General features: G+C 70.7%; 24 protein-coding genes. 10 read left to right on the forward strand and 14 right to left on the reverse strand.

Annotation, left to right across the window (positions count from 1 at the left end; genetic code table 11):
* Position 1 precedes the first annotated feature (1 nt).
* Positions 2 to 397, reverse strand: coding sequence for a BlaI/MecI/CopY family transcriptional regulator (locus GQF42_RS20145; protein ID WP_158921852.1), 396 nt, complete (start codon positions 395 to 397; stop codon positions 2 to 4).
* A 1683-nt stretch (positions 398 to 2080) separates the two neighbouring features.
* On the opposite strand from GQF42_RS20145, the gene GQF42_RS20150 reads away from it, so the two are divergent.
* Positions 2081 to 2302: a hypothetical protein gene (locus GQF42_RS20150; RefSeq protein ID WP_158921854.1), complete on the forward strand. Its 222-nt coding sequence runs from the start codon at positions 2081 to 2083 to the stop codon at positions 2300 to 2302.
* 401 nt (positions 2303 to 2703) lie between these two features.
* Here the strand turns inward: GQF42_RS20150 and GQF42_RS47270 are convergent, their stop codons facing one another.
* Positions 2704 to 3024 carry an MDR/zinc-dependent alcohol dehydrogenase-like family protein gene (locus GQF42_RS47270; RefSeq protein WP_325100336.1) on the reverse strand — a complete coding sequence of 107 codons (321 nt, stop codon included), beginning with the start codon at positions 3022 to 3024 and terminating at the stop codon, positions 2704 to 2706.
* Positions 3025 to 3339: 315 nt separating this feature from the next.
* On the opposite strand from GQF42_RS47270, the gene GQF42_RS20160 reads away from it, so the two are divergent.
* Positions 3340 to 3909, forward strand: coding sequence for a hypothetical protein (locus GQF42_RS20160; RefSeq protein WP_158921858.1), 570 nt, complete (start codon positions 3340 to 3342; stop codon positions 3907 to 3909).
* 51 nt (positions 3910 to 3960) lie between these two features.
* Here the strand turns inward: GQF42_RS20160 and GQF42_RS20165 are convergent, their stop codons facing one another.
* Complete coding sequence (locus GQF42_RS20165) at positions 3961 to 4608, reverse strand: hypothetical protein (RefSeq protein ID WP_158921860.1); 648 nt, start codon at positions 4606 to 4608, stop codon at positions 3961 to 3963.
* 251 nt (positions 4609 to 4859) lie between these two features.
* On the opposite strand from GQF42_RS20165, the gene GQF42_RS20170 reads away from it, so the two are divergent.
* Positions 4860 to 5753 carry a slipin family protein gene (locus GQF42_RS20170; RefSeq protein ID WP_158921862.1) on the forward strand — a complete coding sequence of 298 codons (894 nt, stop codon included), beginning with the start codon at positions 4860 to 4862 and terminating at the stop codon, positions 5751 to 5753.
* On the opposite strand, the gene GQF42_RS20175 is transcribed toward GQF42_RS20170, so the two are convergent.
* Complete coding sequence (locus GQF42_RS20175) at positions 5638 to 6903, reverse strand: MFS transporter (protein ID WP_158921864.1); 1266 nt, start codon at positions 6901 to 6903, stop codon at positions 5638 to 5640. The genes GQF42_RS20170 and GQF42_RS20175 overlap by 116 nt on opposite strands.
* A 109-nt stretch (positions 6904 to 7012) precedes the next feature.
* Here GQF42_RS20175 and GQF42_RS20180 point away from each other — a divergent pair, with 109 nt between their 5' ends.
* Together GQF42_RS20180 and GQF42_RS20185 are read left to right on the forward strand one after the other, a co-directional pair.
* A complete protein-coding gene (locus tag GQF42_RS20180) occupies positions 7013 to 8059 on the forward strand; it encodes an ArsR/SmtB family transcription factor (protein ID WP_158921866.1) in 1047 nt (348 codons plus the stop codon).
* Complete coding sequence (locus tag GQF42_RS20185) at positions 8052 to 8540, forward strand: glutathione peroxidase (RefSeq protein ID WP_158921868.1); 489 nt, start codon at positions 8052 to 8054, stop codon at positions 8538 to 8540. Before GQF42_RS20180 ends, GQF42_RS20185 begins: the two co-directional genes overlap by 8 nt.
* A 150-nt stretch (positions 8541 to 8690) precedes the next feature.
* On the opposite strand, the gene GQF42_RS20190 is transcribed toward GQF42_RS20185, so the two are convergent.
* The 3 genes from GQF42_RS20190 to GQF42_RS20200 all read right to left on the reverse strand — a co-directional run bounded on the left by GQF42_RS20190 (position 8691) and on the right by GQF42_RS20200 (position 10983).
* Entirely contained in the window at positions 8691 to 8882 is a 192-nt protein-coding gene (locus GQF42_RS20190) for a DUF397 domain-containing protein (RefSeq protein ID WP_158921870.1), read from the reverse strand.
* 189 nt (positions 8883 to 9071) lie between these two features.
* Positions 9072 to 9929 carry a helix-turn-helix domain-containing protein gene (locus tag GQF42_RS20195; protein ID WP_158921872.1) on the reverse strand — a complete coding sequence of 286 codons (858 nt, stop codon included), beginning with the start codon at positions 9927 to 9929 and terminating at the stop codon, positions 9072 to 9074.
* Between the two features lie 280 nt (positions 9930 to 10209).
* On the reverse strand, positions 10210 to 10983 hold the full coding sequence (locus GQF42_RS20200; protein WP_158921873.1) for a GOLPH3/VPS74 family protein: 774 nt from the start codon (positions 10981 to 10983) through the stop codon (positions 10210 to 10212).
* Positions 10984 to 11178: 195 nt separating this feature from the next.
* On the opposite strand from GQF42_RS20200, the gene GQF42_RS20205 reads away from it, so the two are divergent.
* Positions 11179 to 13752 carry a D-alanyl-D-alanine carboxypeptidase family protein gene (locus GQF42_RS20205; protein WP_233273396.1) on the forward strand — a complete coding sequence of 858 codons (2574 nt, stop codon included), beginning with the start codon at positions 11179 to 11181 and terminating at the stop codon, positions 13750 to 13752.
* A gap of 221 nt (positions 13753 to 13973) precedes the next feature.
* Positions 13974 to 15848, forward strand: a complete 1875-nt coding sequence (locus GQF42_RS20210) for an MFS transporter (RefSeq protein ID WP_199272733.1) — start codon at positions 13974 to 13976, stop codon at positions 15846 to 15848.
* A gap of 3 nt (positions 15849 to 15851) precedes the next feature.
* Here GQF42_RS20210 and GQF42_RS20215 read toward each other — a convergent pair whose 3' ends face one another.
* Entirely contained in the window at positions 15852 to 16691 is an 840-nt protein-coding gene (locus tag GQF42_RS20215; RefSeq protein ID WP_158921877.1) for a hypothetical protein, read from the reverse strand.
* A gap of 90 nt (positions 16692 to 16781) precedes the next feature.
* On the opposite strand from GQF42_RS20215, the gene GQF42_RS20220 reads away from it, so the two are divergent.
* Positions 16782 to 17570, forward strand: a complete 789-nt coding sequence (locus GQF42_RS20220; RefSeq protein ID WP_158921879.1) for an SDR family oxidoreductase — start codon at positions 16782 to 16784, stop codon at positions 17568 to 17570.
* A gap of 142 nt (positions 17571 to 17712) precedes the next feature.
* On the forward strand, positions 17713 to 19281 hold the full coding sequence (locus GQF42_RS20225) for a sodium:solute symporter family protein (RefSeq protein ID WP_158921881.1): 1569 nt from the start codon (positions 17713 to 17715) through the stop codon (positions 19279 to 19281).
* A gap of 83 nt (positions 19282 to 19364) precedes the next feature.
* Here GQF42_RS20225 and GQF42_RS20230 read toward each other — a convergent pair whose 3' ends face one another.
* Both GQF42_RS20230 and GQF42_RS20235 read right to left on the reverse strand, forming a co-directional pair.
* Positions 19365 to 20477 (reverse strand): ADP-ribosylglycohydrolase family protein, encoded by a 1113-nt coding sequence (locus tag GQF42_RS20230; RefSeq protein ID WP_158921883.1) that lies wholly within the window; start codon positions 20475 to 20477, stop codon positions 19365 to 19367.
* Between the two features lie 96 nt (positions 20478 to 20573).
* Positions 20574 to 21317 (reverse strand): TetR/AcrR family transcriptional regulator, encoded by a 744-nt coding sequence (locus GQF42_RS20235; RefSeq protein ID WP_158921885.1) that lies wholly within the window; start codon positions 21315 to 21317, stop codon positions 20574 to 20576.
* A 109-nt stretch (positions 21318 to 21426) separates the two neighbouring features.
* On the opposite strand from GQF42_RS20235, the gene GQF42_RS20240 reads away from it, so the two are divergent.
* Complete coding sequence (locus GQF42_RS20240) at positions 21427 to 22458, forward strand: alpha/beta fold hydrolase (protein WP_233273397.1); 1032 nt, start codon at positions 21427 to 21429, stop codon at positions 22456 to 22458.
* Here the strand turns inward: GQF42_RS20240 and GQF42_RS20245 are convergent.
* The 4 genes from GQF42_RS20245 to GQF42_RS20255 all read right to left on the reverse strand — a co-directional run bounded on the left by GQF42_RS20245 (position 22442) and on the right by GQF42_RS20255 (position 24189).
* Complete coding sequence (locus tag GQF42_RS20245; RefSeq protein WP_233273398.1) at positions 22442 to 22633, reverse strand: hypothetical protein; 192 nt, start codon at positions 22631 to 22633, stop codon at positions 22442 to 22444. The genes GQF42_RS20240 and GQF42_RS20245 overlap by 17 nt on opposite strands.
* Positions 22634 to 22699: 66 nt before the next feature.
* Positions 22700 to 22876: a hypothetical protein gene (locus GQF42_RS47275; RefSeq protein WP_325100337.1), complete on the reverse strand. Its 177-nt coding sequence runs from the start codon at positions 22874 to 22876 to the stop codon at positions 22700 to 22702.
* A complete protein-coding gene (locus tag GQF42_RS44975) occupies positions 22804 to 23556 on the reverse strand; it encodes a helix-turn-helix domain-containing protein (RefSeq protein ID WP_199272734.1) in 753 nt (250 codons plus the stop codon). Before GQF42_RS44975 ends, GQF42_RS47275 begins: the two co-directional genes overlap by 73 nt.
* Positions 23557 to 23781: 225 nt before the next feature.
* A complete protein-coding gene (locus GQF42_RS20255; protein WP_158921887.1) occupies positions 23782 to 24189 on the reverse strand; it encodes an ATP-binding protein in 408 nt (135 codons plus the stop codon).
* Positions 24190 to 24282: the final 93 nt, after the last annotated feature.

The raw sequence follows: 24282 nt of genomic DNA on the forward strand, positions 1-24282 counted from the left end.
ATCACCCCTGCCGGGGGCCGTCGCCGTGCAGCAGCCGCCCCAGCAGCCGCTCGTCCTCCGCCGACAGGTCCGACACGAACCGGGCCAGCACCGCCGCACGGTCCCCGCCCTCGTCCAGCAGCGAGTGCATCCCGGCGGCTGCCATCCCCGGCCGGTCGTCCACCGGCGTGTACAGGTAGCTGCGTCCCTCTCGCCGCCGGGTCACCAGTCCCTTGTCACACAGCCGCATCAGGATCGTCAGCACGGTGGTGTAGGCCGTGTCACCACCGAGGCCCTCGTGCACCACCACAGCCGTCACCGACCCGCCGGCAGCCCACAGGGCCGCCAGCACCTCCCCCTCCAACTCCCCCCGCGCACGGCGCCGAGCCCCCGTCCGGTTGTCCGCCCCGTCCGCCACCCGGCACCTCCCTCTGCCTGCTCCAGCAAGCCCTGTCGTCGGCCCGTTCAAACTACTACAAGACGTAGAACAACACCCTCCTCGACGGCCGGCCCGTCTCGCCCACCTGGCCACCCGACCCTCGGCAACGGGTGGCGGTGGTGTTGCGTGGACTTGTGCCTCAGTTCCAGGCCGCCTTTTCGTCACTGCAGGTATTCACTGCAGGTATGCAGCGTGTGTTGCAGTGCGGACGGTGCTGGAGGCGGCGCAGGCCACGTTCGACTCCCTGACGCTGTTCCAGAAGTCGGTTGCGCAGGCCGGCACAAGCGGCCCATTTCGCCCCGGGGCGGCCGTCACGCACCGCGGTGAGCAGGTGCAGAACGCTGACGAAGCCCCTGGGGGGACATCGGTCCCCCGGCCGACGGCGCCAGGAATCCTGCGGATCCCCCGGAGTGATCAGCCCCGATCTCCGGTGCGGCTCGCAGCCGGCCCGAGTGTCCGGCGACACGGCACAAGGTGGCGACGAGAGCAGCCATGGGTACGGGTCATCTCGCGAAGGGCTTGGTCCAGGGCCATTTCCAGAAGTTCAGGTGGGGTGAGAGCGCCGCTTCCGTCCGGTGGGGTGAGCCAGTGCAGCGTCCCCCACCGGCAGTGCGGGGCGGGGGCCGCGATCCAGCCGCCCTTTGAGACGTATCTCAGGTTGTGACCGGTCCACAGGGCAGTGGGGTCGGGTGGCACAAGGAATCCCACGCGGTGGCCCCGACCGTCGTGCAGAACCGGCCCCCGTTCAGCCACCGAGATGGTGCGGAGTAATTCGGCGGTGTACAGGCCGAGGCACTCAGGAACCGTCAGGACATCCCACAGGCGTCCGGCGGCCAAGAGGTGCACCCCGGTCAACCCGTGCATCCAGTCCTCGCGACACGCGCGCGGGTCCTTGGCCGCGGAAGCCAGCCACTCCAACGCCCTCTGCCAATGTGACCGTGTCATTGCCAACCCCTAACTCAGGCAGACGATGGACGAGTTGGCCCGGCCGCCGAAGCAGCCCGCCTCCTCGGCGCTCCCCACTGTCAGGATGCGATCGCAAGCTGGACACACCGAGACAGGGTGCGCCCTTCTCCTCGTGCATCCCGACCGCGGATGAGCGACCCGTAGTCCATCGCAATGCCCGACGCAGCTGCCATCCATCGGACGCGCGGTTCGCCGGATAGAGCGAGCGCAGGCGCGCCCCGGAGCCGAACACCGGACAGGACACGCCCCCTTGGCGCCGCATCACCACCCCGTCTCCTCCACCACCGGCCACTGCTGTGGAGTAGCACGGAAGACGTATGAGCGCGCCGCGGGTCAGCCGATCGCCGACTGGGGGACGGTGATGCGCAGGGTCACGGTGCCGCGGTTGTCGTGGATGCCGCCGGGGTTCACGCCGCTGGCCGTGTTGCCGCTGATGACGCCGACGCTCATGGTGGAGGTTCCGCCTGCCTGGGAACAGCAGGGAACGGCGGCCTGCCGTCGGCAGCGCTCCGGCACAGGGCGGCGTCGCGACCGTCCCCAGATCACCTGAGCTTCCCCGGCCGAGGTCCGGGGAAGCTGCCGGCAGGCACGGTTCTGGTCTCGAAGTACCAGGTCAGTGGCGTGACGCGGGCCTTTCCGTCCCGATCTGTGCCGACGGCCACAGCGAGCAGGGTGCACGAGGGCGCATACTGAGGCATGACAAAGCCCGCGGCACCCAAGCGTCATCTGCCCACCAGCCCCTTCAAGGCCCCGGTCACGCCGGCTCCCAAGCACTTCGCCTTGGGTGATCAGGTCACGCATGACGTGTACGGCCTCGGCCGGGTGGTCGGCATCGAGGACGGAATCGCGACGCTCGTGGATTTCGGCTCGGAGCAAATGCGGATCCTGAGCCCGTACGCCAAAATGACCAAGCTGTAGGGCCTCGGCACTCCGGGCCCCATCAGGGACCCGTAACGAAAGGCAGACCTCCCATCGACCCGACGTCGCTGTTCTCCGCCCTGGAAGGGCAGTCCCGCCGTTCCACTGCCGTATCGCCGCCTCCGACGACACACCCCTTCCAGGCCCCGGACTTCGGAGAGGACGAGATCTTCTGGTCCGAGGATGCACCGGAGCCCGCCCCGGGCACGCGTGCGACTCGGCCCAAGGCTGCCTAGCGGCAGTTTCGAGAGCTGCCCGCGGGCGGTCCCAGGTGCTGCGGTGAGGGGTGCGGCCGTCCCAGTCTCCGTCTCGTTCGGCCCCGTTCACGGTCGCTGAGGCGGGATCCGAGGCCGTCCCCCGTCCGATCGCGATGGCCGCCCCCCTCGCCGATCTCCGCAGAGCTACGGATCGTTCCGGCCCTCTTCGAAGACGAAGAGGGGTTCGGCGCCATGAGCGGGTGTCTCGGCGAACGAGATGGCTTCGGTGAAGCGTTCGAGCGGGAACGGCCGGCCTCGGGGGATGCTCAGCACTTCATCGGCGACGAGGCTGCGAACCTCGGACAGCACGCCCAGCACTTCCGCGGGTGAGGCAGTGCCGAACCAGCGGTTCAGCCAGAAGCCCCGGACCACTTTGGTCTCGTAGACGACCGAGCGCGCCGACAGCGGAATCGTCAGCGCCGCCGGGTCGGTCTGCCGGTGGGTGGAGAGCGCGCCGTAGACCACGGCCTCTCCTCCAGGAACCAGTGCCCGGGACACCTGGGCACCTACGCGGCCCGCGACACAGTCGACGGCCTTGCGCACGCCGGCCGGTCCCCCGATCCGGGCCACACGCTGCAACAGGTCCTCGTCCTCGGTGCAAACGACCTCGTCGCCGCAAAGCTGCGCTCCCCCCTCTACCGTTCCAGGTCGCACGCAGTACCCGATCGGACCCACAACGTCACACCAGAGATACGCCCGAAATGCCGGTTACGGGAGCTGTCGATACGTTCGTCGCAGATCGGTCGGCCGACCGACGTCCGTGAGACAGAGGGAAGTGACATGCGCCCGCGTACTTTTGCCGTGGTCGGCGCCGGAGTGGGCGCGACCGCCCTTGTGGCCGCCGGCATCGCCTACGCCTCGACCGTCGGATCCGCCCAGCCGGCCAAGCCAGCCCACCGGGCGGCCCAGCCCGTCCACCGGGCGGCCCAGCCTGCGCGACGGCCCGCTCCTGCCACGGCTCCCCTGGGGAGCAGGGGCGAGGGCGGGGAGCGAGGTGAGGGCCGCGACGGTGGTGGACGGGGCCGCGGCCACGGGGACGGCGGCCGGATCTACTTCAACGAACGCACCTACTCACCCTTTGCCGAGGGCTGCATCACCACGACCGGCTCCAGCAGCTTCAGTGTGGTCAACGACAGCCGGCGGACCATCGAGGTCTTCCGGGGCTTCAACTGTGACGACGGCTCTCCGGTCACCACCGTGGGTCCCCACGCCGACACCTACGGCACGGTGACCCGTACCGAGCACGCGGGCGTGTTCGGGTCCGGGTCCGGGCTCGGGTTCGGATTCGGATTCGGTGACGACGGTGTCGTGGGCAGCTTCCGGGTGGTCAGGGACCACGACGAGTGGTGACCCCCTCACCGGCCTTGCGGGGCAGGGGGTTGGCGTTGTCAACACCGCCGTTCAGTACCGCTGCGCCTTCGCCACCACGGCGTTCAGCTTGGGCTCGGGCGGTTCATGGCTGATGACGATTGGATGCACCGTCTCGCCGGGCCGGACGCCGGTCGCGCCGACGTAGCGGGTCTCCACGACCTTCCCGCCGGAGTCTCGGAAGTCGACCTGGACGGCGAAGGACGCCTTGCCCGCGGTCGCGTTGCGGATGTTGACGTGCAGGGCGAGCAGGCCCTCCGTCTCGGACCGGGGCATGCCGGTGAGCGAGACGTCGGACACCGCGTTGCCGCGCCCCTGCGCCTTCTCCAGTTTCTTGCGGGCCGCCGCGTTCGCCCGTTCGGTCTCGGCCGACACCGACGCCTCGAACTCCGAGGCCCTGGCCGAGGCCGAGGAGGACGCGGCGGAGGCCGACGCCCGGGCCGACGCCACGGCGGAGGAGGCAGCCGAGGCCAGCGCGGAGGGCGGGGTACCCGAGAACGACGCCGTGACGGGCGGCGAGGGGCGCGGACTGAACGACGTACTCCCGCCGCTCGTGTTGCCGCTGCCGCCGCCGCACGCCACGAGCGCCAGGCCTCCCGCAGCAGCCAGAACGGCCGCCGCCACGCCACCCGCGCCGCGGTGCCGTCGCCGTCGTCCGACCCGGGACACGCCACCACCCATGGCATCGCTTCCTTTGCTTTCGACCGGACATGTCTTGATCATCACGTTTATGCTGCCTCACCGGCCACGGCTCCGCGACCGGACACGCGTGTCGTCGGGTGCCGACGGTGCCGACGACTGCCGTCGGCGCGGGACGCCGGGGCGCACGGCAGCCGGGAATTTTGACGCAGTCATGACGCTGAGACCGGATCCGTGGGGGCGTCCGGGGTGTCCTTGCCGGTGTCCGTGCCGGATGCGAGAAAGGGACTGCCATGGAAGGCACCGTGGTAGCGGTCGTCGTGGTGGCTTTGCTGGCGCTGCTCGTGCTGAAGAGCGGGATGCGCGTCGTCAACCAGGTGGAGCGCGGGGTGGTGTTCCGCTGGGGGAAGGCGTTGCCGGGCCATCGGCAGCCGGGCATCACGTTCCTCATCCCGTTCGCCGACCGGATGCGCAAGGTGAACGTGCAGATCGTGACCATGCCCGTGCCCACCCAGGAGGGCATCACCAAGGACAACGTGTCGGTGAAGGTCGACGCGGTCGTCTACTTCCGGGTGATCGACCCGGTGCGCGCCGCCATCGAGGTGCAGGACTACGTCTTCGCGGTCGGGCAGGTCGCCCAGTCCTCCCTGCGCTCCATCATCGGCAAGAGCGACCTGGACGACCTGCTGAGCGACCGGGAGCGGCTGCACGAGGGACTGGCCCTGATGATCGACAGCCCGGCCGCCGGGTGGGGCATCCACATCGACCGCGTCGAGATCAAGGACGTCCAGCTGCCCGAGTCGCTGAAGCGGTCCATGTCGCGGCAGGCCGAGGCCGAGCGGGAGCGGCGGGCCCGGGTCATCACCGCCGACGGTGAGTTCCAGGCCGCGCAGCAGCTCGCCAACGCCTCCCGGATCATGTCCGACACGCCGGAGGCCATGCAGCTGCGGCTCCTCCAGACCGTCGTCGAGGTGGCCGCCGAGAAGAACTCCACCCTCGTGATGCCGTTCCCCGTCGAGCTGCTGCGCTACTTCGACCGGGCCGTGCAGAAGATCGACGCCGATCTCCACCTCAACACGCCTCAGCCGCCTCAGACGCAGACGGCTCAGACGGCTCAGACGACGCAGCAAGCCGCGGCTTCGGCTCCGGCTCCGGCTTCGGCTCCGGAGAGCGACGGGCGGCCGTAACCAGCACCAGTGTCACCAGTACCGAGCCCGCCGCCATCGCCGCCATCCCGGCGGCGGGCGAGGTGACCTGGGCCACCGTCCCGGCCAGCGCCGCGCTCACGCCCTGCAGGGTCAGCATGCCCGCCGAGTGCAACCCCAGCGCCTGGCCGGCGAGTTCGCCCGGCGTCAGCTCCATCAGCCGTTCCTGCTGGACCAGACTCGCACCGAAGCCGACCGACGCGACCGTCACGCACGCCATCGCCACCGGCAGCGGCGGGTGCGCCGCGAACGCCAGGTACGGCGCCGCCAGCAACAGCAGCAGCGGGGTCGCCAGCCGGCGTCGTACCGCGCCCGGCAGCAGGCGGCCGACCGTCACGTCCCCGGCGAACATACCGAGCGCTCCGCAGGCGAACAGGGTGCCGGCCGCGTGCGGGGCGTACGAGACGTACAGCGACTCGCAGCCGACCACCAGGCCGTTCGGCAGCCACAGGCCCAGATAGGTGAGCCGACGCGCGCGGGACGACCACAGCAGGGCGTTGCCGTGCCAGGTCGCCGACGCGGAGGGACGGCCCGACGTGCGCGGCGGGCGGGCGGTCAGGGCGAGGCGCAGCACCAGCGCCGCCGCCAGGTACAGGGCCGCCGACAGCAGCAGACAGACCCGTGGGGAGAACGTGCCGAGCAGAGCGCCGCCCGTGGCGAAACCGGCGATCTGCATCAGCCCGCTCATCATGTTGAACAGCGAACGCCCGGGCAGGTAGGCGTTCTTGACGGCACCCTCCCCGGCCAGGATCTCGTTGAGCAGGCCCCAGCGGACCCCGCCGCCGAGGGAGGCCACGAGCCCCAGGGCGAGGACGACCGCGAAGAGGGCGCCGACCGGCAGACCGGGCAGCGCCTGCACCGCCGTGCCGGCCGCGAAGACCAGTGCGATCGCGGACAGGGCCGTACGCGGCGGCAGCCGGTCCGCGCCGGACAGCAGGACGCTCGCGCCCAGCACCTGGGCGAGCGACGGGCCGAACATGCTCACCGCCGACAGCAGCGGGGAGCCGGTGGCCCGGTACACGAGCGTGCCCAGGGCCAGCCCGCCGACGGTCTGCGCGGCGGTCTGCGCGGCCGAGCCGAGGAAGAGCGGGGTGAACTCCGGGGTGCGGAACAGGGATCGGTAGCCGGTCATGTCCGTGAGTCTCGGGCGGTCCGCCGCGGGGCCGTTATTGTTTCGCCGTCCCGCGAAAGGTCGGGGGGCCGGGCGGGACGGTCGTACGACGGCGATGAGGGGGGTTCTCGTGGGGTGGTGGCAGCTCAACGCGGACACCCTGGCCCGCAGCCGGTTCGTGATCTCGCCGCTCGCCGAGACCTTCGCGTCGCTGAAGCTGCTGCACGCCGGTGCCGGGGCGCATCCCGGTGAGCACGCGTGGCTGAGCCGCCATCTGCCCGGCTACCGGGCGCGGCTGGCGGCGGATCCGGTGGCCGGGCCGCTGGTGCGGGCCGGGCTCGGGCTGTGGGGGTGGTCCCCCCGGGCGGGCGAGGCCGAGCGCAAGGCGTGGATCGCCGACTTCCTGACCCCCGTCCCGCGTGGCGCGGAGTCGTTCGCCGACGAGGTCGCCCGGGTCCGCTCGACGGCGCCCGACGCGGCCCGCGGCCATCTGCGCACCGCCGTCGCCGGGCCGCTCCCGGCCGGGCTGGACCGGGACGACCTGCCCGAGCGGGCGGCCGTCCTGCTGGAGTGGGTGTGGGAGGAGACCGTACGACCGTACTGGGAGCGGCGCCGGCGGGTGCTGGAGGCGGATGTGGTCGCGCGGACGGCGCAGGTCAGCCAGGGCGGCTGGGTGAGCGTCCTGGACGCTCTGCGGCCGGGGCGGACGCGCTGGCTCGGCGGGAACCGGCTGCAGATCAACCTGCACGAGTATCCGCCCCGCGAGATCTCCGGTGCCGAACTGCTCTTCGTGCCGGTGACCGTGCAGCGCACGGGGTGGGTGGCCTGGGAGGACGGGGTGCGGTACGCGGCGGTCTACCCGTGTACCGGGGTGCTCGCCGACACCGGTGCCCGATCCGTCCCGGCCGCCCTGAGCGGCCTCCTCGGCCCGGCCCGCGCCACCGCCCTGGTCCTCCTCCGCTCCCCCATGAGCACCACCCAGCTGACCGCCGTGACCGGACAGGGCCTGGGCTCGGTGGGCCGCCATCTGAAGGTGCTGCGGGAGGCGGGGCTGGTGGCACGGTGGCGGGCGGGGCGCTCGGTGCTGTACGGGCGGACGGCGGCGGGGGACGTCCTGGTGCAGGCGGCCGGTCGGGAGGGCCCCGAGGGGCAGCACGTAGCATCCGCTCATGACTGACGTACTGAATGTCGAGATCGGGGCCCTCGCCGGCGGCTCCGCCAACCTGCCGCAGTACGAGGGCACCGCCGTGCTCATCGTGAACGTGGCCTCCAAGTGCGGTCTGACCCCGCAGTACTCGGGCCTGGAGAAGCTCCAGGAGCGCTTCGCCGGGCAGGGGTTCACCGTGCTCGGCGTGCCCTGCAACCAGTTCCTCGGGCAGGAGCCCGGCACCGCCGAGGAGATCGCGGAGTTCTGCTCGGCGACGTACGGCGTGACGTTCCCGCTCACCGAGAAGGTGGAGGTGAACGGCGCGGACCGGCACCCGCTGTACCAGCGTCTGGTGGGCGTTGCCGACGCCCAGGGGCACAGCGGGGACATCCGCTGGAACTTCGAGAAGTTCCTGATCGGCAAGGACGGCCGGATCGTGGCTCGTTTCTCGCCGCAGACCGAGCCCGAGTCGGCCGAGGTGGTCTCGGCGATCGAGGCTCAGCTGAGCTAGTCCGGCCGACCAGCACCGAGCCCTCTCGGCAAGGACGGCGACCGGTCGAGAGGGCTCTCTTGGGAGGTGGTGCTGTGAAGTTGTGTTCGTCGGTGGGTTCTACGGACGGTGCGATCCGTACCGGCGAGGCCGAAGGTCAGGGAGAGCCCCCTAGGCCTTGACCGAGTCCACGAAGACGTTCCAGGCGTCGGCGGGGAAAGCCAGGACGGGGCCCTCGATGTCCTTGGAGTCGCGGACGGCCAGCTCGACGCCGGCGGCCGTCCTGACCTCCACGCAGGCGCCGTTGCCCGCCGAGTAGGAGGACTTCATCCACGTCTCGGAAGCGCCCTGAATCAGTGCCATGTCCACTCCTGTTGCGAGTTGCGGTAGTGCGGTTCGCGCCAACCTTCTCGACTGATTGGCGTGATCGACGCTACCCGGCAACCGCCTCTGCTGGAGCAGTCGTTCACTCGACCGGATGGCATATTCCAGGCGAGCCTTCCACTGGAGCGGACGGACGGTGTACGATCCGGCGCCTTCTGTGACCGGACCTCAGTCCGCGTACTCTTTGGCCACGTCTGCAATGTACTGCCGGGATTGCTCCACATTGAGGGCCTGTGCCCGCAAGTGCTCGTACATCACGGCGTACTTCTGCACGTCCTGCGCCTTCTCCAGGTACAGGTCGCTGGTGACGCCCTCCAGGTAGACCACACTGGAGTCGGCCGCGTCGGTGAACTCCAGGATCGCGTACTGGCCGTTGAGCCCCGGATGCGCGCCCACCTCGAACGGCAGCACCTGCACGGTGACATGCGGCAGCTGGGACATCTCGATCAGATGGTCCAGCTGCTCGCGCATCACCAGCTTGCTGCCGACGACCCGGCGCAGCGCCGCCTCGTCGAGCACCACCCACAGCCGGAGCGGGTTGCCCTCGGCGGTGATACGTTCCTGTCGGCGCAGGCGCACCTGGACGCGCTTCTCGATGTCGGCCGGCGAGGTCTCCGGCAGGGCACCCTGGACGAGGGCCTCCGCATAGGCGTGGGTCTGCAACAGACCGGTGACCAGCTGGGGTTCGTACACCCGCAGCGACTCGGCGTCGGTCTCCAGCCCGATGTACACGCTGTACGGGATGTCCCCGAAGGTGTGCCACCACCCCTGCTGCCGCGAGTCGCGGGCCATCTCCATCAGCGAGTCGACGATCCGCTGGTCCTCGACCTCGTACACCCCGCACAGGTCGCGCACATCGCGTTGGCTGATGCTTCTGCGGCCGTTCTCCAGCCGACTGATCTTCGACTGCGAAACGAGCAACCGTTCCGCAACTTCCTCGGCCGTCATGCCCTTGAGCTCCCGGAGCCTGCGCAGCTCCTGGCCCAGCCGGCGCCGCCTGACGGTGGGATTGACATTGGACGCCACGGGACGTGCACCTCCGGCTGCCTGCCTATTGCTTAACACTTTCCGTATCTGCTGTTGAGCAGACTGCCACCAAGGTGCTTTCTACCGCTGGGAAACGAGGGATATGCGGCGCGTGCAAGTCAGTTCGCCACTGTCCGCCACCTCCGGGGATGCCGAAGCCGCCACGGAAGCAGTCGAGCGGGGCGGTGAGACCACAAGGATCTCACCACCCCGCTCGGACCAGCGGCTCCCGAACCGGGTCTGGGGGACCGGAGTTACGGCCCGTACGGCCCGTTGCGACTCAGTGGGCGACGGCGCGCGCCATGGATCCGCGGTGCGGCTGCATCGGAACCCCGCGTGCGGGTTCCGCAGCGGTCCTGGCGCCGGCCGCACCCTGCCGCCCGGTGGCGGTGGCCGAGGCGGTTGCGGTGGGGCCACGGCGCGGCTGCGCGGCCGCACCGTTCTGCACGTCCATCACGGCGTGCGCGACGACCCCGCCCATCGGATCGTGCCGGATCAGGTCCCGCAGCCGGGAGCGGGACGAGCGTCCCTCGTTGCCCGGATACAGGTGCTTGCCGAGTCCGACGGCGTGCGCCAGGGCGGCGAGCGCCGCGGTCCGCGGGTCCGGCGGTACGCCGGTGCGGATCGCGGAATCCAGCCGGGACCGGATCTCCCGGCTGATGGCGGTGTCCGTCGCCTGGTAACGCGTCGTCGGCAGTACCCCGCACATCTGACCCGGTACGGCGGCGACCATGCCGCACCGCTCCAGATGCGAGAGATACGTCTGACGGAGCCCCAGCCGGGGCCCGCCGATCCAATGGACGGCACGCACCGGAGCGCCGCGCCTTCGCAGCAACTCCAACGCGCAGTCCAGAGTCGGATCTCCTGTCGGCCGTGGCACCACCACGGCGATACGATCCCCGTCTGGGGCTATCCGTCCGGCCAGCGCCAGCTCCACTAGCTGTGCTCCGGCCAGACCGAGGTCGAGCGACTGCGGCTGCGCAGTGGTACCCGTGGTCGGGTCCAGTGCGAGCAGCAGAAGCTCCTCCGGAATTGTTCTGCGGCTCCTGCCCATCCATGCCTCCCCGCGTGGATGAATGACAGGGTGACCCCTCTCACATTGGTCTGTCGAGGGTGCGTGACCGGTTCGTGAGGGAACCGGTAGGTATGTCGTTCTCGTCTACCGCAGGGGCCAAGCCCTCACACAGGACACTGGTACATGGTTCGGACACGGCGCGCCGACGGGCGTGCGGCGCATGAGGAGGCATCGGTGGCGGGCGAGTCCCCCGACAGGTCGAAGCAGCGCGAGTCGTCGGCGAAGGCGACGTCGGGGAGCGGGGATTCGGTTCCCGAAGACCACGATCCGCGCCTCGCGGTCTCCCGGGAAAAGGATTCCTCGGATTCCCAGGGCGGCGGCGTGGACACGGCGACGAAGATCCTGACGGTACGGGACGTCGCGAAGACCGACGAGACGACCGGCGCGAAGACCGGGAAGACCGGGAGGACCGGGAAGAGCGACGCGGACGCGGCCGGTGCGAAGCGGGAGTCCGCCGACGCCGGGGACGAGGAAACCCCTGCGGAGGACGCGGCCCTGCGGGAGGCCGTCTCGGCCTGGGTGCGGCCGACGCCCGCGAAGACCGCCGCCGAGTCCGTTGCGAGCGCGAACGACGCCGACAGCGCGGACGGGGCCGCCGAGGCCGACGTGGCGGCTGCGGACGCCCCGCGCGACGATGCGGAGGTGAAGGCCGACGGTGACGACGAAGCCGACGTTGACGGTGCCGCGGAGCCGGAGTCGGCATCGGAGCCGGAGGCGGAGTCGGAGCCGGAGTCGGACAGCGAGATAGCGGCGGACGCGGACGCGGAGGCTGCCGGGGAGGCCGACGCCGAGACGGAAGCCGAACTGGCCGACGCCGAGGCCGATGCCCTCGCCGACACCGAGGCGGACGCCGACACCGGGCAGGCCGACGCAGAGCCCGAGGGTTCCGAGGCTGAAGCCGAGGACGGCGACGGCGAAGACGTGGCCGAGGCGGCGGCGGACGCCGACGAGCGGGAGTCCGCCGACGGCGGGGACGACCCGCAGGGGCCTCCCGCAGCCGACGGCGAGAGCCTCACGGACGGCACGGACGGCACGGACGGCACGGATGGGCACGCGAAGGCCGAAGGCGAAGCTGAGGCTGAGGCTGAGGCTGAGGCTGAGGCTGAGGACAAGAGCGGAGCCGAGGCGGAGGACGCCCCCGCCGACGCACCCAAGGCCGAGGCGGAGGACAAGGGCGGAGCCGAGGCCGTCGATCAGCCGACCGCTGTCTTCAAGGCCGTACGGCAGCCGCAGGTCGATCAGCCGACGACCATGCTCAAACTGGGCGGCGCCCCCAAGTCCCCCAAGTCCCCCAAGACCGACCAGGAGTCCCCCAAGCCCGACCAGGCCGGCAAGACCGACCAGGCCGACCCCGAGCGCACCAGCAAGTTCGTCGCGCTCAAGCCCGACCTCAGGGACCCCAAGTCGGACGTCACCGCCGCCGTCCCCCAGGTCGGCCCGGAGCGCACCACCCAGCAGCCGCTTCCGCCCAAGCCCCCGCTGGACCTGCTCGCGGAGCTGACGAACACCCCGCCGCCCCCGGAGACGCCGGTCCGCACGATCGTGCGGCGGGTCAAGATCTGGACCCCGCTGGTCGTGTTGCTGGCGATCGTCTTCGTCGTCGTACAGGCGCTGCGCCCGCTGCCGTCCCCCGCCCTCTCGCTCACCGCCAAGGACAGCTACACCTTCGACGGCGGCGCGGTGAACCTGCCCTGGCCGGGCGAGGGCCAGGGCTGGATGGACGGCGACGGCATCGGCACGATGGGCAGCTTCGGCAAGCAGACGCCGGTGGCCATCGGCTCGGTCGCCAAGACCATGACCTCGTACATCATCCTCCGGGACCATCCGCTCAAGCCGGGGCAGGAAGGCCCGAGGATAAAGATCGACTCCACGGCGGAGAAGGAGGGCGGCTTCGACAAGAGCGGCGACGAGTCCACCCTCAACACCGTCAAGGCCGGCCAGTACCTCACCGAGAAGCAGGCCCTGTCGGCCGTCATGATCCCCTCCGCGAACAACATCGCCCGGTTGCTGGCGCGCTGGGACGCGGGTTCGGAGGCGGCGTTCGTCAAGAAGATGAACGCGACCGCCAAGGAGCTGGGGATGACGAACACGACGTACACCGACCCCTCGGGCCTGACGGCGTCCACCGTCTCCACGGCCGAGGACCAGGTCAAGCTCGGCCGCGCGGTCGTCAAGGTCCCCGCCCTGGTCGCCATCACCAGCGCGGCCAGCTGGACGGACCCCTCCGGCCGCAACTGGTCCAACGTCAACGAGCTGCCGTACCTCATCGGCGCGATCGGCATCAAGACCGGCAGCACCACCGCGGCCGGCGGCAATCTGCTCTTCGCCGCCCGCAAGACGGTCGGCGGGCAGACGGTGACGATCGTCGGCGCGATCCTCGGCCAGCACAAGCCGTCGATCATCGAGACGGTCAACGCGGTCAGCAAGACCGCGCTGCTCGCCGCCCAGAACGCGCTGACCTCGGCGAAGATCCTCACGAAGGGCGACGTCGTCGGGTATGTGGACGACCAGCTCGGCGGTCGCACCCCGGTCGTGGTCACCAAGGACGTCACCGCGGTCGGCTGGTCCGGTCTGAAGGTGAAGCTGTCCTTCGCCTCCGACCCCGTCCCGCACACCGCGAAGGCCGGCACCCTCGTCGGCACGCTCACCGTGGGTGACGGATCGGCCGGAGCGGTGAAGGTCCCGGTCGCCCTGCAGAAGGATCTGGCCGAGCCCGGTTTCGGCGCCAGGCTGACCCGCGTCGGCTGACCCACCACCGCGGCCCCACGCCTGTGGGCCGCCTCGCACCCCGCCCGCGCACCCCGTCGACGGAGCCCCGCCCGGGAGCCCCGCGGCGGGGTGCGTGCTAGCGTCACGAATCGGGGCAGGTCGCCGGTCACGGGACATGGCGGCGAACTGGACGAGAAGCGGCCGGGAACACCGAGGGACACGGCCGGGAACAGAAGACGGGACACGGGGAGTGCCTTCAGGTGGCCACAGCGGAGCCGACACGCGCCGACGACGCCGATCCGGGCCCGGGAACCGCCCCGGAAGCCGGGCCGGGGTCCGGCCCGCGAATACGCCCGTCCACGACCGGCAGCGGCAGCGGTCGTAACGGCAGGCTCGCGCGGCTCCTCATCGCCGCCGAACCCCTGCGCCGGCGCATGCTCCGGCACCCCGTGCTGTCGATCACGGCGCTCGCCGGCGTCCTGCACATCATCTGGTTCTTCACGTTCGCGAACAGCGGCGGCGATCTCGCGGCGCAGGACGCCTGGGCGGAGTTCGTCGGCCGGCACCCGGACTCGGCGTACAACCTCGCCTGGTACGGCGGCATGCACCCGGTGTCCTACAGCGTCGTCTCGCCGTATCTGATGGCCGTCCTCGGCGTCCGTACGACGATGATGATCGCCGGGACCGTCTCCGCGGGACTGCTGACGCTGGTCCTGATCCGCAGCCGGGCGGTGAAGAACCCGCTGTGGGCCTCGCTCGCCGGGGTCCTCGCGTTCATCGCCAACGCGGTGTCCGGGCGGGTGACCTTCGGGCTCGGCACGATGTTCGCGCTCGGTGCGGTCGCGGCCGTGTTCTGCTGGCCGTACCGGTGGCGGCACAGACGCTGGGCGAAGGCGACGGTGGCCGCGTCGATGGCAGGGCTGTCCACCATGGCCTCGCCGGTCTCGGGGCTGTTCGTGGGCCTGGTCGCGGCCGCACTGTTCCTGCAGAAGCGGCGGCCGGGCACCTGGTCGCTGGGCATCGCCCCGACGGTGGTGGTCGCCGCCTCGTACTTCCTCTTCCCGTTCTCCGGCACCCAGCCGATGACGTTCGGCTCGGTGGTCATGCCGCTGCTGTACGGCCTGCTGTGCCTGTTCCTGGTGCCCAAGCAGTGGGTGACCGTCCGGCTGACCGCGGCCGTCTACAGCGTCGGCGTGGTGCTGGTGTGGCTGATCAGCTCGCAGATCGGGTCGAACATCTCTCGGCTGCCGATGCTGTTCGCGGGCGCGACACTGGTCGCGGCACTGCCGTTCACGGTGCCCAGGTCGCGCAAGTGGTACCTGACCGTGCTGGCGTTCCTGGGCTTCGTGGGCTGGATCGGCTACAAGTCGGTCGACGACATCATCCACACCACCCCGGCCGCGTCCTGGGCGCGGGAGCTGGCGCCGCTGGTCAACCAGCTCCAGAAGGTCGGCGCCGAGAAGGGCCGGGTCGAGGTCGTCCCGGCCCGTTCGCACCGCGAGGCCTCCGCGCTCGCGCCGTACGTCAACCTGGCACGCGGCTGGAACCGGCAGGCCGACATGGAGCGCAATCCGCTCTTCTACGACGACACGCTCAACTCGGCGAACTACCACGAGTGGCTCCAGCGATGGGCCGTGCACTTCGTGGTGCTGCCCAAGGACAACCCGGACGGGGACGGCGGTGAGCGGGAGCGGACGCTGCTGCAGCGCGGGATGCCGTATCTGACGCAGATCTGGGGCGACGCCAACTGGCAGCTGTTCAAGGTGACCGACTCGACGCCGCTCGCCGAGCCGAACGCGGTGGTGGACCGCGCCGATCAGGGCGAGATGACGCTCGAGGTGCACAAGGCCGGGCGGATCCTGATCCGGATCCCGTACTCGCCGTGGCTGAGCATCGTCGACGAGCACGGCAAGAGCGTGAAGCCGCCGCAGGAGACGGAGGCGTCCAAGCACCGGGCCGACGGCACACCCAAGTCGTACGACAACGTCAACGGGTGCCTGATGCAGACGCCCCAGGACGAGAACGGCGACAAGTGGACGATGCTGCTGGCACCGAAGGCGGGGACCTACCGGCTGGCGGCGCCGTACCAGCTGCCCCGGGGCACCCCGTGTCCGGACGAGCTGAGGACTCCCTGAGGTTCAGCGCAGCCGGTCGACGTACCGGTCCGTCCCCGGCACCGTCGGGACGAACGGGGCCAGCAGTTCCAGGCGGCCCAGACCGGAGGCGGCGATGGCGGTGTCCCGGCCGGTGAAGCGGGCCTGCCAGCAGTCCCGCGGGTCGTTCTCCAGGAACCACAGCAGGGTCAGCCGGGTGTCCGTTCCCTCGACCTGCTTGACGTAGGTCATGCGGTCGCCGGGCAGGGGCGTGGGCCGGAAGACGGTGACCATGGCCGCCTCGGAGCCGGCGAGGCGGCGGGGCAGGTCGCGGGTGCGCAGCCAGTGCAGGAGCTGCGTGCGCTGCTCCGCCGACTCCGCGTCGATGACCTCCAGGACCAGGCCGGCGTACGGATGGTCGAGGGCGTGGAAGTCGCGCGGGCCGGCCGCGCCGTCGCGGTAGACCGTCGTCTCGTGGTCCTGGAAGGCCGTGAAGACGTGGGTGCGGGCGTGGTGGACGCGGGCGTCGCGGTTGAGGCGCTTGTTGATGGCGACGGTCCACTTCATGTGGTCGTCGTAGCGGCCGGCGGTGATCCAGTAGGTGGAGAGGTAGCAGCCGGCGGTGACGGGCTGGGCGATGGCGGACTTTTCCGGGTACCGCAGGAGTTGCAGGTCCCTCGTCGCCACCCAGCGGCGGCCCGCGTACATCCAGGGCATGGCCATCGCGCCGGCGTAGTAGTGGTCGTCCTCGTACCAGCGGTTGTAGGCGTACTCGTGGCCGGGGTGCGGCTCGACCATGGTGATCAGGGCGTGGCCGGGACGGACGCCGTAGGGGCCGACGGAGGCCAGTTCGGCGTACTCCTCGCTGCGGGTCTCCTCGCTCATCCGGTTCCCCTTCCCTCCCCTTCCGTCCTCCTGCGGTCGCCCATACTCTGACGCTCCGTCAGGTAAAGCGCCATAGCCCGGGAGGTACGGATGTCCCTGCTCACCGGAAAGACCGTCGTCGTCTCCGGAGTCGGCGCCGGGCTCGGCCACCAGGTCGCCGCGGCCGTCGTACGCGACGGCGGTAACGCCGTCCTGGGCGCCCGCACCGAGGCGAACCTCGCCAAGAGCGCGGCCGAGATCGACCCCGGCGGCGCGCGCACCGCGCACCGGGCGACCGACATCACCGACGAGGGACAGTGCGAGGCGCTGGCGGCGCTGGCGCGGGAGCGGTTCGGGGGGATCGACGCGGTGGTGCACGTGGCCGCCTGGGACTCGTACTTCGGCGGGCTCGAGGACGCCGACTTCACCACGTGGCAGTCGGTCATCGACGTGAACCTGCTCGGCACGCTGCGGATGACCCGGGCCTGCCTGCCCGCGCTGCGGGAGGGCGGGGGCGGGTCCGTCGTGATCATCGGGACGCAGTCGGCCGTCGCCGCGCCCTCGCAGGTGCGGCAGGCGGCGTACGCCGCGTCGAAGGGGGCGCTGACGAGCGCGATGTACTCGCTGGCGCGGGAACTGGGCCCGTCCCGCATCCGGGTCAACACCGTGCTGCCGGGCTGGATGTGGGGGCCGCCGGTGCAGGCGTACGTCCGTTTCACCGCGCAGACGGAAGGGGTGCCGGAGGCGGAGGTGCTGGGGCGGCTGACCGAGCGGACGGCCCTGCCGGAACTGGCGACGGACGGGGACGTGGCGGACGCGGCGGTCTTCCTCGCCTCGGACCGGGCTCGGGCCGTCACGGGGCAGTCGCTGCTGGTCAATGCGGGTGAGCTGATGCGGTGAGCAAGGCGCCCGACACCTTGACGACGTTCACCTTTACGATGTTCACGTGAGTGAACGCGAGTCATCAAGTCGAACAATTTTACTGTGACTTGACCTTACGCTTGCTTGTCGCGTTCATGTGGCCGCACCCACGATCGAGCACATGAACAGTCTCGACTGGGCAGTACTCATCGGCTACTTCGGTGTGATGGTCGCGATCGGCGTCTGGTCGCACAAGCGCGTGGACAACGTCTCCGACTTCTTCACGGCCGGCGGCCGGATGCCCTGGTGGCTGTCCGGCATCTCGCACCACATGTCGGGCTACAGCGCGGTGATGTTCACCGGGTACGCGGGGATCGCCTACACCTACGGCGTCACCTCCTTCATCACCTGGTCCTTCCCCATCGCGCTGGGCATCGCCATCGGGTCGAAGCTGTTCGCGCCCCGAATCAACCGGCTGCGCTCCCGGCTCCATGTGGCCTCCCCGCTGGAGTACCTGAAGAACCGTTACAACCTCTCCACGCAGCAGGCGCTCGCCTGGTCGGGCATGCTGCTCAAGATCGTGGACGTGGCCGCCAAGTGGGCGGCCATCGCCACCCTGTTGTCGGTGTTCACCGGGGTCACCCTGAACCAGGGCATCCTCATCACCGGCGCGATCACGGCCGTGTACTGCACGATCGGCGGCCTGTGGGCGGACGCGCTGACCGAACTCGGCCAGTTCGTCATCCAGTTGCTGGCCGGTGTCTCGATGTTCGTGGCGGTGGTGCTCAAGCTGAACGACAAGCACATCGGGTTCTTCGACGCGTGGAACCAGCCGGCCCTGCACGGCCACGGCAAGGCGCTCGCCGGCCCCTACGGCACGGTGTTCCTCCTGGCCTTCCTCTTCATCAAGCTCTTCGAGTACAACGGCGGCATGCTCAACCAGGCCCAGCGCTACATGGCGACGGGCAGCGCGCGCGAGGCCGAGCGAGGGGCCCGGCTGTCGGCGATCCTGTGGCTGGTCTGGCCGGTCGTCCTCTTCTTCCCCATGTGGATGTCGCCGCTCCTGGTGCACGCGCAGAAGCCGGACGGCTCCGACTCCTATGGCCTGATGACCGAACAGCTGCTCCCGCACGGCCTGTTGGGTCTGGTCGTCGTCGGCTTCTTCTCCCACACGATGGCGATGTGCTCCTCGGACGCCAACGCGATCGCCGCCGTCTTCACCCGGGACGTGGCGCCGGTCCTGTCACGCCGGGCGCGGGCGTGGGGCGAACGCTCGGGCCTGGTCGCGGCCCGCGTGACGACGGTCGTCTTCCTCGGCCTGTCCATGACGGTGGCGACGCAGGTCAACTCCCCCACCTTCAAGGACATCATCACGGTCGTCATCAAGTGGGTGGCCGGGCTCATGGGTCCGATCGCGATCCCGATGATGCTCGGTCTGCTCCGGCCGCTGCGCCGCTCCGGTCCCACGGCGGCGCTCGTCAGCTGGGCGGCCGGTCTGCTGGCCTTCTGGCTGGTCAACTACCCCATCAACTGGAACGTCTCCGGCGGCGTACCGCTCCAGTACCAGGTCTCGGTCCCGCTGGCCGTCTCCCTGGTGCTGTACGTCGTCATCGGCTACGTGAAGCCCGAGGACACCCCCGAACGGGACGCGATCATCGAGAAGGTCAACACCGACGGGGGCGCGGCAGCGGCGGTGCCGGTGCCGGCGGGCACCGGGGACGACGTGATCGGGGCACCGGTGACGGACTAGGCCCGTGCGGCCGTGCGGCCCGGGAGTCATCACGGCCGCGGCGGTCGGGGCGAGCGGCCGGGCGGCGGCGAGCGGGAGTGCCCTCAGCGCGGATACCGCGCCAGCCACCCCGGTGACGACCCTGCCGGGCCGTGCAGTGCCGGGCCCTGGGTCATCTCCATCGCGAAGTCGTCGGCCAGTTCCAGGATCGTCGCACGGCCCTCCAGCTCGGTCAGCCAGGCCGGGGGGAGGGCCGTTTCGCCGTGCAGGGCGCCGAGGAGGCCGCCGGTCAGGGCGCCCGCCGCTGCCGAGGGGCCGCCCTGGTTCACCGCCAGGCACAGGCCGTGCCGTACGTCCTCGCCCACCAACGCGCAGTACACGGAAGCCGCCAGCAGCCCGTCCGCCGTACCGTCCCCCGCCAGTTCCTCGACTCTCGTCGGGCTCGGGATGCCCTGGCGCACCGCCCCGAGGGCGTGCTGGAGGGCATCCGCGACGGGCTGGTGACCGGGGTGGGCGGAGAGGAGGGCGAGGGTGCGCTGGACGGCGCCGTCGAGGCTCTCGCCGCGGGCCAGCGCGTGCACGATCACGGCGTACGCGCCCGCGGAGAGGTAGGCGATCGGGTGCCCGTGGCTCTGCGCCGCGCATTCCACCGCCAGCTGGGCGACGAGCTGCGGCTCCCAGCCGACCAGCAGCCCGAACGCCGCCGAGCGGGCGACCGCCTCCGGGCCCAGCTCGCCGGGGTTCTTGGGCCGCTCCAGCGTGCCCATGACCTCGTCGCCGAAGCCGACGAGCAGGGCCCGGCTCGGCTCGCGGCGGGCGTACAGCCACTCCTCGCGGGCCAGCCAGCCGTCGTCCTTGCGGCGCTCGTCGGGCCCCCAGTCCCGCTGGGTCGCCGCCCAGCGCAGATACGCCCGGTGCAGGTCGGTCGGCGGATGCCAGGCGCCGGTGTCCCGGCGCACCTGGGCACGTATCAGCCCGTCCACGGTGAAGAGCGCAAGCTGGGTGTGGTGGGTGACCGTGCCGCGCCGGCCCTGGCCGAAGGCCAGGTCCAGCAGCCCCTCGGGACCGTAGGCGGCCCGGATCTCCTCCAGGGACAGCGCGTCGGCGGGACCGCCGAGCGCGTCGCCCACGGCGGCCCCCAGCAGGGTGCCGCGCACCCTGCTCCGGAAGTCCTGCTGCTCGGCACGTCCCCAGACGGCGCCGGACGTCGTACCCACTGAAGTCCTCCTCACGGCACCGTCCGTCCGTACGACGCTCAGCACTGTAATCGACCTGGAACGGTCCGTTCAGTGGGGCAAACCACCCCCGAAGGTTCATTCCCGCCCAGTCATGAGCGCTTCGACCCCGTCAAGGATGCGGTCGAGCCCGAATGCGAGCGCGTCGGTCCCGTCCGGCTCGAAGGCGCCCTCGGTGACGGCCCGGGCGAGCGCGGGGAAGCGGTCGGCGTGCCGGGCGAGCAGCTCACCGCTCAGCCGGTCCCACTCCTCACTCCCCTCCTCGTCGTGGTCACCGAGCTGCTGGGCGAGGTTGCGGACGAGCCCGATCAGCAGCAAAAAGACCTGGTGGCGGTGGGCGGCACCGAGACCGGTGGGCTCCAGGGCGGCGAGCGCCGCGTCCAGCCAGGACAGCTGGCAGGGGCCCATCAGCCGGCGCCGCATGGCGGTGGCCCCGAGCAGCCAGGGATGGTCGGCGTAGACGCGCGCGCAGCAGCGGGTCCACTCGCGTACGGCCGCCCGCCAGTCCCCCTCCGGCACCCGGGACAGGTCCGGGGCCTCGGCCAGCACGGACTCGACCATCAGCGCGACGAGTTCGGTCTTGCCGGGGACGTACCGGTACAGGGCCATCGCCGAGACCCCGAACCCGCCCGCCACCCTGCTCATGGAGACCGCGTCCAGCCCCTCCGCGTCCGCGAGTTCGGCGGCTGCGGCGGCGATGCGCTGCGGCGACAGCTTGGGCTTGGGCCCGCGCGTGGGCCGCCCCTGCTCGCCCCACAGCAGCGCGAGGCCCGCCGCCGGATCGCGCGGCCGGTCCGGCTCCCTGTCACTGCGCCCCGCCATGCCCCACTCCCCATCACTTCACTCGTCATTCCGTTGACGCCGCAGACAACTGTATATACCGTAAGCACATCAGAACAGCTGATGGCATAAACAGTTTAGGGGGAACACCGTGCTGCTGACCTACCGCGCCCTCAAGCGCCGGGCGAACGCGAAGAAGCTGGAGATCCGGATGCCGAACGGCATCGACGAGGCGTCGTACGTCCGCATCGGCGGCATCGACCAGTGGCTCTCGGTCCGGGGCGAGGACCTGTCGAACCCGGTGATCGTGGAGCTGCACGGCGGCCCCGGCGCCTCCAACCTGGTCTTCGCCCCGCGCACCCGCGCCTGGGAGCGACACTTCACGATCGTCCGCTGGGACATGCGCGGCGCCGGCCGGACCTTCGCGGCGGGCGGCCCCGAGGGCCAGGGCGAGATGACCCTCGACCGCCTGTACGCCGACGCCCTGGAGGTGACCCGGCACATCCGCGCCCGCCTCGGCGTCGACAAGGTCCTGCTGGTCGCCAACAGCTTCGGCACGGTCACCGGCCTGCGCCTGGCCCGCGACCACCCCGAGTTCTACTCGGCCTACGTCGGCACCGACCAGAACATCATCGGCGGCGGCCGCGACACCTCCTCCTACGAGGCACTGCTGGCCCGGCTGGCGAAGGCGGGCAGGAGGAAGGAGCGGGCGAAGGTGGCGGCGATGGGCCCGGACCGGTCCGCCTGGAGCGCCGAGCAGTGGTCGGAGTACGCCAAGACCGTGGTCACGACCGACCCCCTCACCTACGACACGATGAAGACGGTCGTGATCCGCTCCCTCTGGTTCTCCCCCTTCCACACCCTCCGCGGCCTGCGCGCCTACCTGAAGGGCATGACGTTCTCCGAACAACTCGGCCCCCAGGCGATGACCATCGACGAGTACGCCGAGGGCACCGCCTTCCGCCTCCCCTTCTTCCTCTTCCAGGGCGACCACGACGTCCTCACCCCACCGGAACCGGCCCGCCGCTTCTACGAGGCGGTCACGGCCCCCGTGAAGGACTTCGCCCTGATCCGCGAGGCGAGCCACTTCGCGTCGTTCCGGCACCCGGAGCAGTTCCTGGACCTGATGCTGACGAGGGTGCGGCCGGTGGTGACGGGGGAGGGGGTCAGCCGTACCACGTGACGTTGCAGACGTAGACGCACTCGTGGCGGGGTACGGGGAGAAAGCCGATGAAGCCGCGCCCGCCGAGGATGTCGAACTCGCGGAGTCCGCCTTCGCGATCAAAAGCCCGGCCGACCTTGACGGAGCCGGGGCCGAGCGCGGCCAGTTCGGCCGCGAGGCGCTCCACCTCCGCCACCACTCCCGGCGGCAGTCCTCCCGTGACGTACGCCGCACTCGGGTTGTAGTCCCAAGCCCCGGTCCGTCACAGCCCGGCCTCCGCCTCGGCCGCCTGTCGGATCGTTCCGATCTCCGCGATGGCGGCCGTCGGATCCTGCTCCCCCGCATCCACGATCCGCTCCAGCTCCCTCAGCCGGGCAGCGCGCTCAGGGTGTCGTTCAATGGCGACGAACACGGCCCAGGAGTGGACGAACGCACGCAACGGCGCGAGGCTCTGAGTCTGCTGAGCGTTGGTCGTGGCTTCGAAGAGGTGCTGGCGTGAGGGCGGGAGTCCGACTCAGCCGGGTGCTTGATCGGGTCCTGGGGCAGGCCCGTCGTGAGGGTCCGTACAACGGCCGTGGGCGGCACACCCCGCTCCAGCCACTCGGCGACGGCCGGGGCCAGCCGGTGCACGTCCCGTTCGGTGAGGAGCAGGCGGGAGTCGTGCGCGCGCAGGCAGGACAGCAGGTCGGTCGCCTTCGTCCCACAGGACGGCCGGTCGGGCTTGGTCTCGGCCTCGGGAGGGATGGGCGGGGCCGCCGCGGCCAGGGCGCGTCGGGGCTTGTTGTACGAGGTCGTCCGAGTCGTCACCTGCCCCGATGGAAGACGCTCCTTGGTGCGTGAGAGGAACCCGTGCTCCTCCAGTTCGCGCAGCGCCGCCGCGATCGGGATCTCCCCGTCGGGGGAGTTCGCCGCCAGCGCCTTGATACCGACCGGAGTGCCCTCGGGCAGCGACTGGATGTGCGTCGCCACACCGATCGCGCTGAACGACAGCTCCGGGTGCTGGGCCAAGTCGTTGCTGATCACGGTGAAGTTGTCGCGGAGGGGTTCGTTCTCATGGGTGACGCCGGACGAAGGACGGGGCCTCGGGTGCGCGGGAGCGTTACGCTTCTTCTCAGTCATCGGGAAGTGGGCCTTCCTCGGTGATCAGGCCCTCGCAGTGGGATGCCAGTCCCGGCGAGGGCCGATGCATGTTTACGGGCTGTTGCAGCCGAGGCTGCACCACAACTCCCCCGTCGCGCCAGTTGCGTTGGGCATATTCACTCCGGCGAGTGAGCGACGGGGGCGGTGAGGGTGGGATTGGTTCTTTCCCCGGTTCTTTGGTCTTTGGCGTCGGGCGCCACCGGGTCACGGGCCACCGCGACCCGGTACGAGTTCCGCCCAGACGATCTTGGCCCCGGCCGGCGCCTCCGCCACGCCCCAGCGTTCCGCGTACGCCGCCACGATCCGTAGACCCCGGCCGCGTTCCGACTCCTCGGCCACCGGGTCATGGAGACACGGGACCCGGTCGCCCCGGGCGTCGGTCACCTCGATCCGCAGGGTGCCGTCGTCGTGGAGCGTCAGCCCCAGGCGGAAGTCCCGTCCCCGTACCCGCCCGTGCAGTACGGCGTTCGACGCCAGCTCCGCCACCACCTGCGTCGCCTCCTCGAACGGCGCGCCCCACTCGGCCAGTTGACGCTCGGTGAGGAGCCGGGCCAGGCGCGCGCCTCTTCGGGTCGCCGACAGCTGGATCCTGAGGTGGTTTTTCTGATTCATGTCACCCAGCGTGGTCGCGCTTCCCTACTCTGAACAGCGACGACCACGGTACGCAGCGTGACTGTCCGGGGGCTGGGTGTGGTCGTACGGCTC

Origin of the sequence: Streptomyces broussonetiae, from assembly GCF_009796285.1 — a bacterium.
GTDB lineage: Bacteria > Actinomycetota > Actinomycetes > Streptomycetales > Streptomycetaceae > Streptomyces > Streptomyces broussonetiae.

Bases quoted from the DNA above. Each gene is read 5' to 3' on its own strand.
- GQF42_RS44975 (WP_199272734.1), bottom strand. From the start codon at position 23,556: ATGACTGAGAAGAAGCGTAACGCTCCCGCGCACCCGAGGCCCCGTCCT.
- GQF42_RS20200 (WP_158921873.1), bottom strand. From the start codon at position 10,983: ATGGGCAGGAGCCGCAGAACAATTCCGGAGGAGCTTCTGCTGCTCGCA.
- GQF42_RS20215 (WP_158921877.1), bottom strand. From the start codon at position 16,691: ATGAGCGAGGAGACCCGCAGCGAGGAGTACGCCGAACTGGCCTCCGTC.
- GQF42_RS20225 (WP_158921881.1), top strand. From the start codon at position 17,713: ATGAACAGTCTCGACTGGGCAGTACTCATCGGCTACTTCGGTGTGATG.
- GQF42_RS20235 (WP_158921885.1), bottom strand. From the start codon at position 21,317: ATGGCGGGGCGCAGTGACAGGGAGCCGGACCGGCCGCGCGATCCGGCG.
- GQF42_RS20160 (WP_158921858.1), top strand. From the start codon at position 3,340: ATGCGCCCGCGTACTTTTGCCGTGGTCGGCGCCGGAGTGGGCGCGACC.
- GQF42_RS20165 (WP_158921860.1), bottom strand. From the start codon at position 4,608: ATGGGTGGTGGCGTGTCCCGGGTCGGACGACGGCGACGGCACCGCGGC.
- GQF42_RS20255 (WP_158921887.1), bottom strand. From the start codon at position 24,189: ATGAATCAGAAAAACCACCTCAGGATCCAGCTGTCGGCGACCCGAAGA.
- GQF42_RS20185 (WP_158921868.1), top strand. From the start codon at position 8,052: ATGACTGACGTACTGAATGTCGAGATCGGGGCCCTCGCCGGCGGCTCC.
- GQF42_RS20220 (WP_158921879.1), top strand. From the start codon at position 16,782: ATGTCCCTGCTCACCGGAAAGACCGTCGTCGTCTCCGGAGTCGGCGCC.
- GQF42_RS20175 (WP_158921864.1), bottom strand. From the start codon at position 6,903: ATGACCGGCTACCGATCCCTGTTCCGCACCCCGGAGTTCACCCCGCTC.
- GQF42_RS20170 (WP_158921862.1), top strand. From the start codon at position 4,860: ATGGAAGGCACCGTGGTAGCGGTCGTCGTGGTGGCTTTGCTGGCGCTG.
- GQF42_RS20190 (WP_158921870.1), bottom strand. From the start codon at position 8,882: ATGGCACTGATTCAGGGCGCTTCCGAGACGTGGATGAAGTCCTCCTAC.
- GQF42_RS20150 (WP_158921854.1), top strand. From the start codon at position 2,081: ATGACAAAGCCCGCGGCACCCAAGCGTCATCTGCCCACCAGCCCCTTC.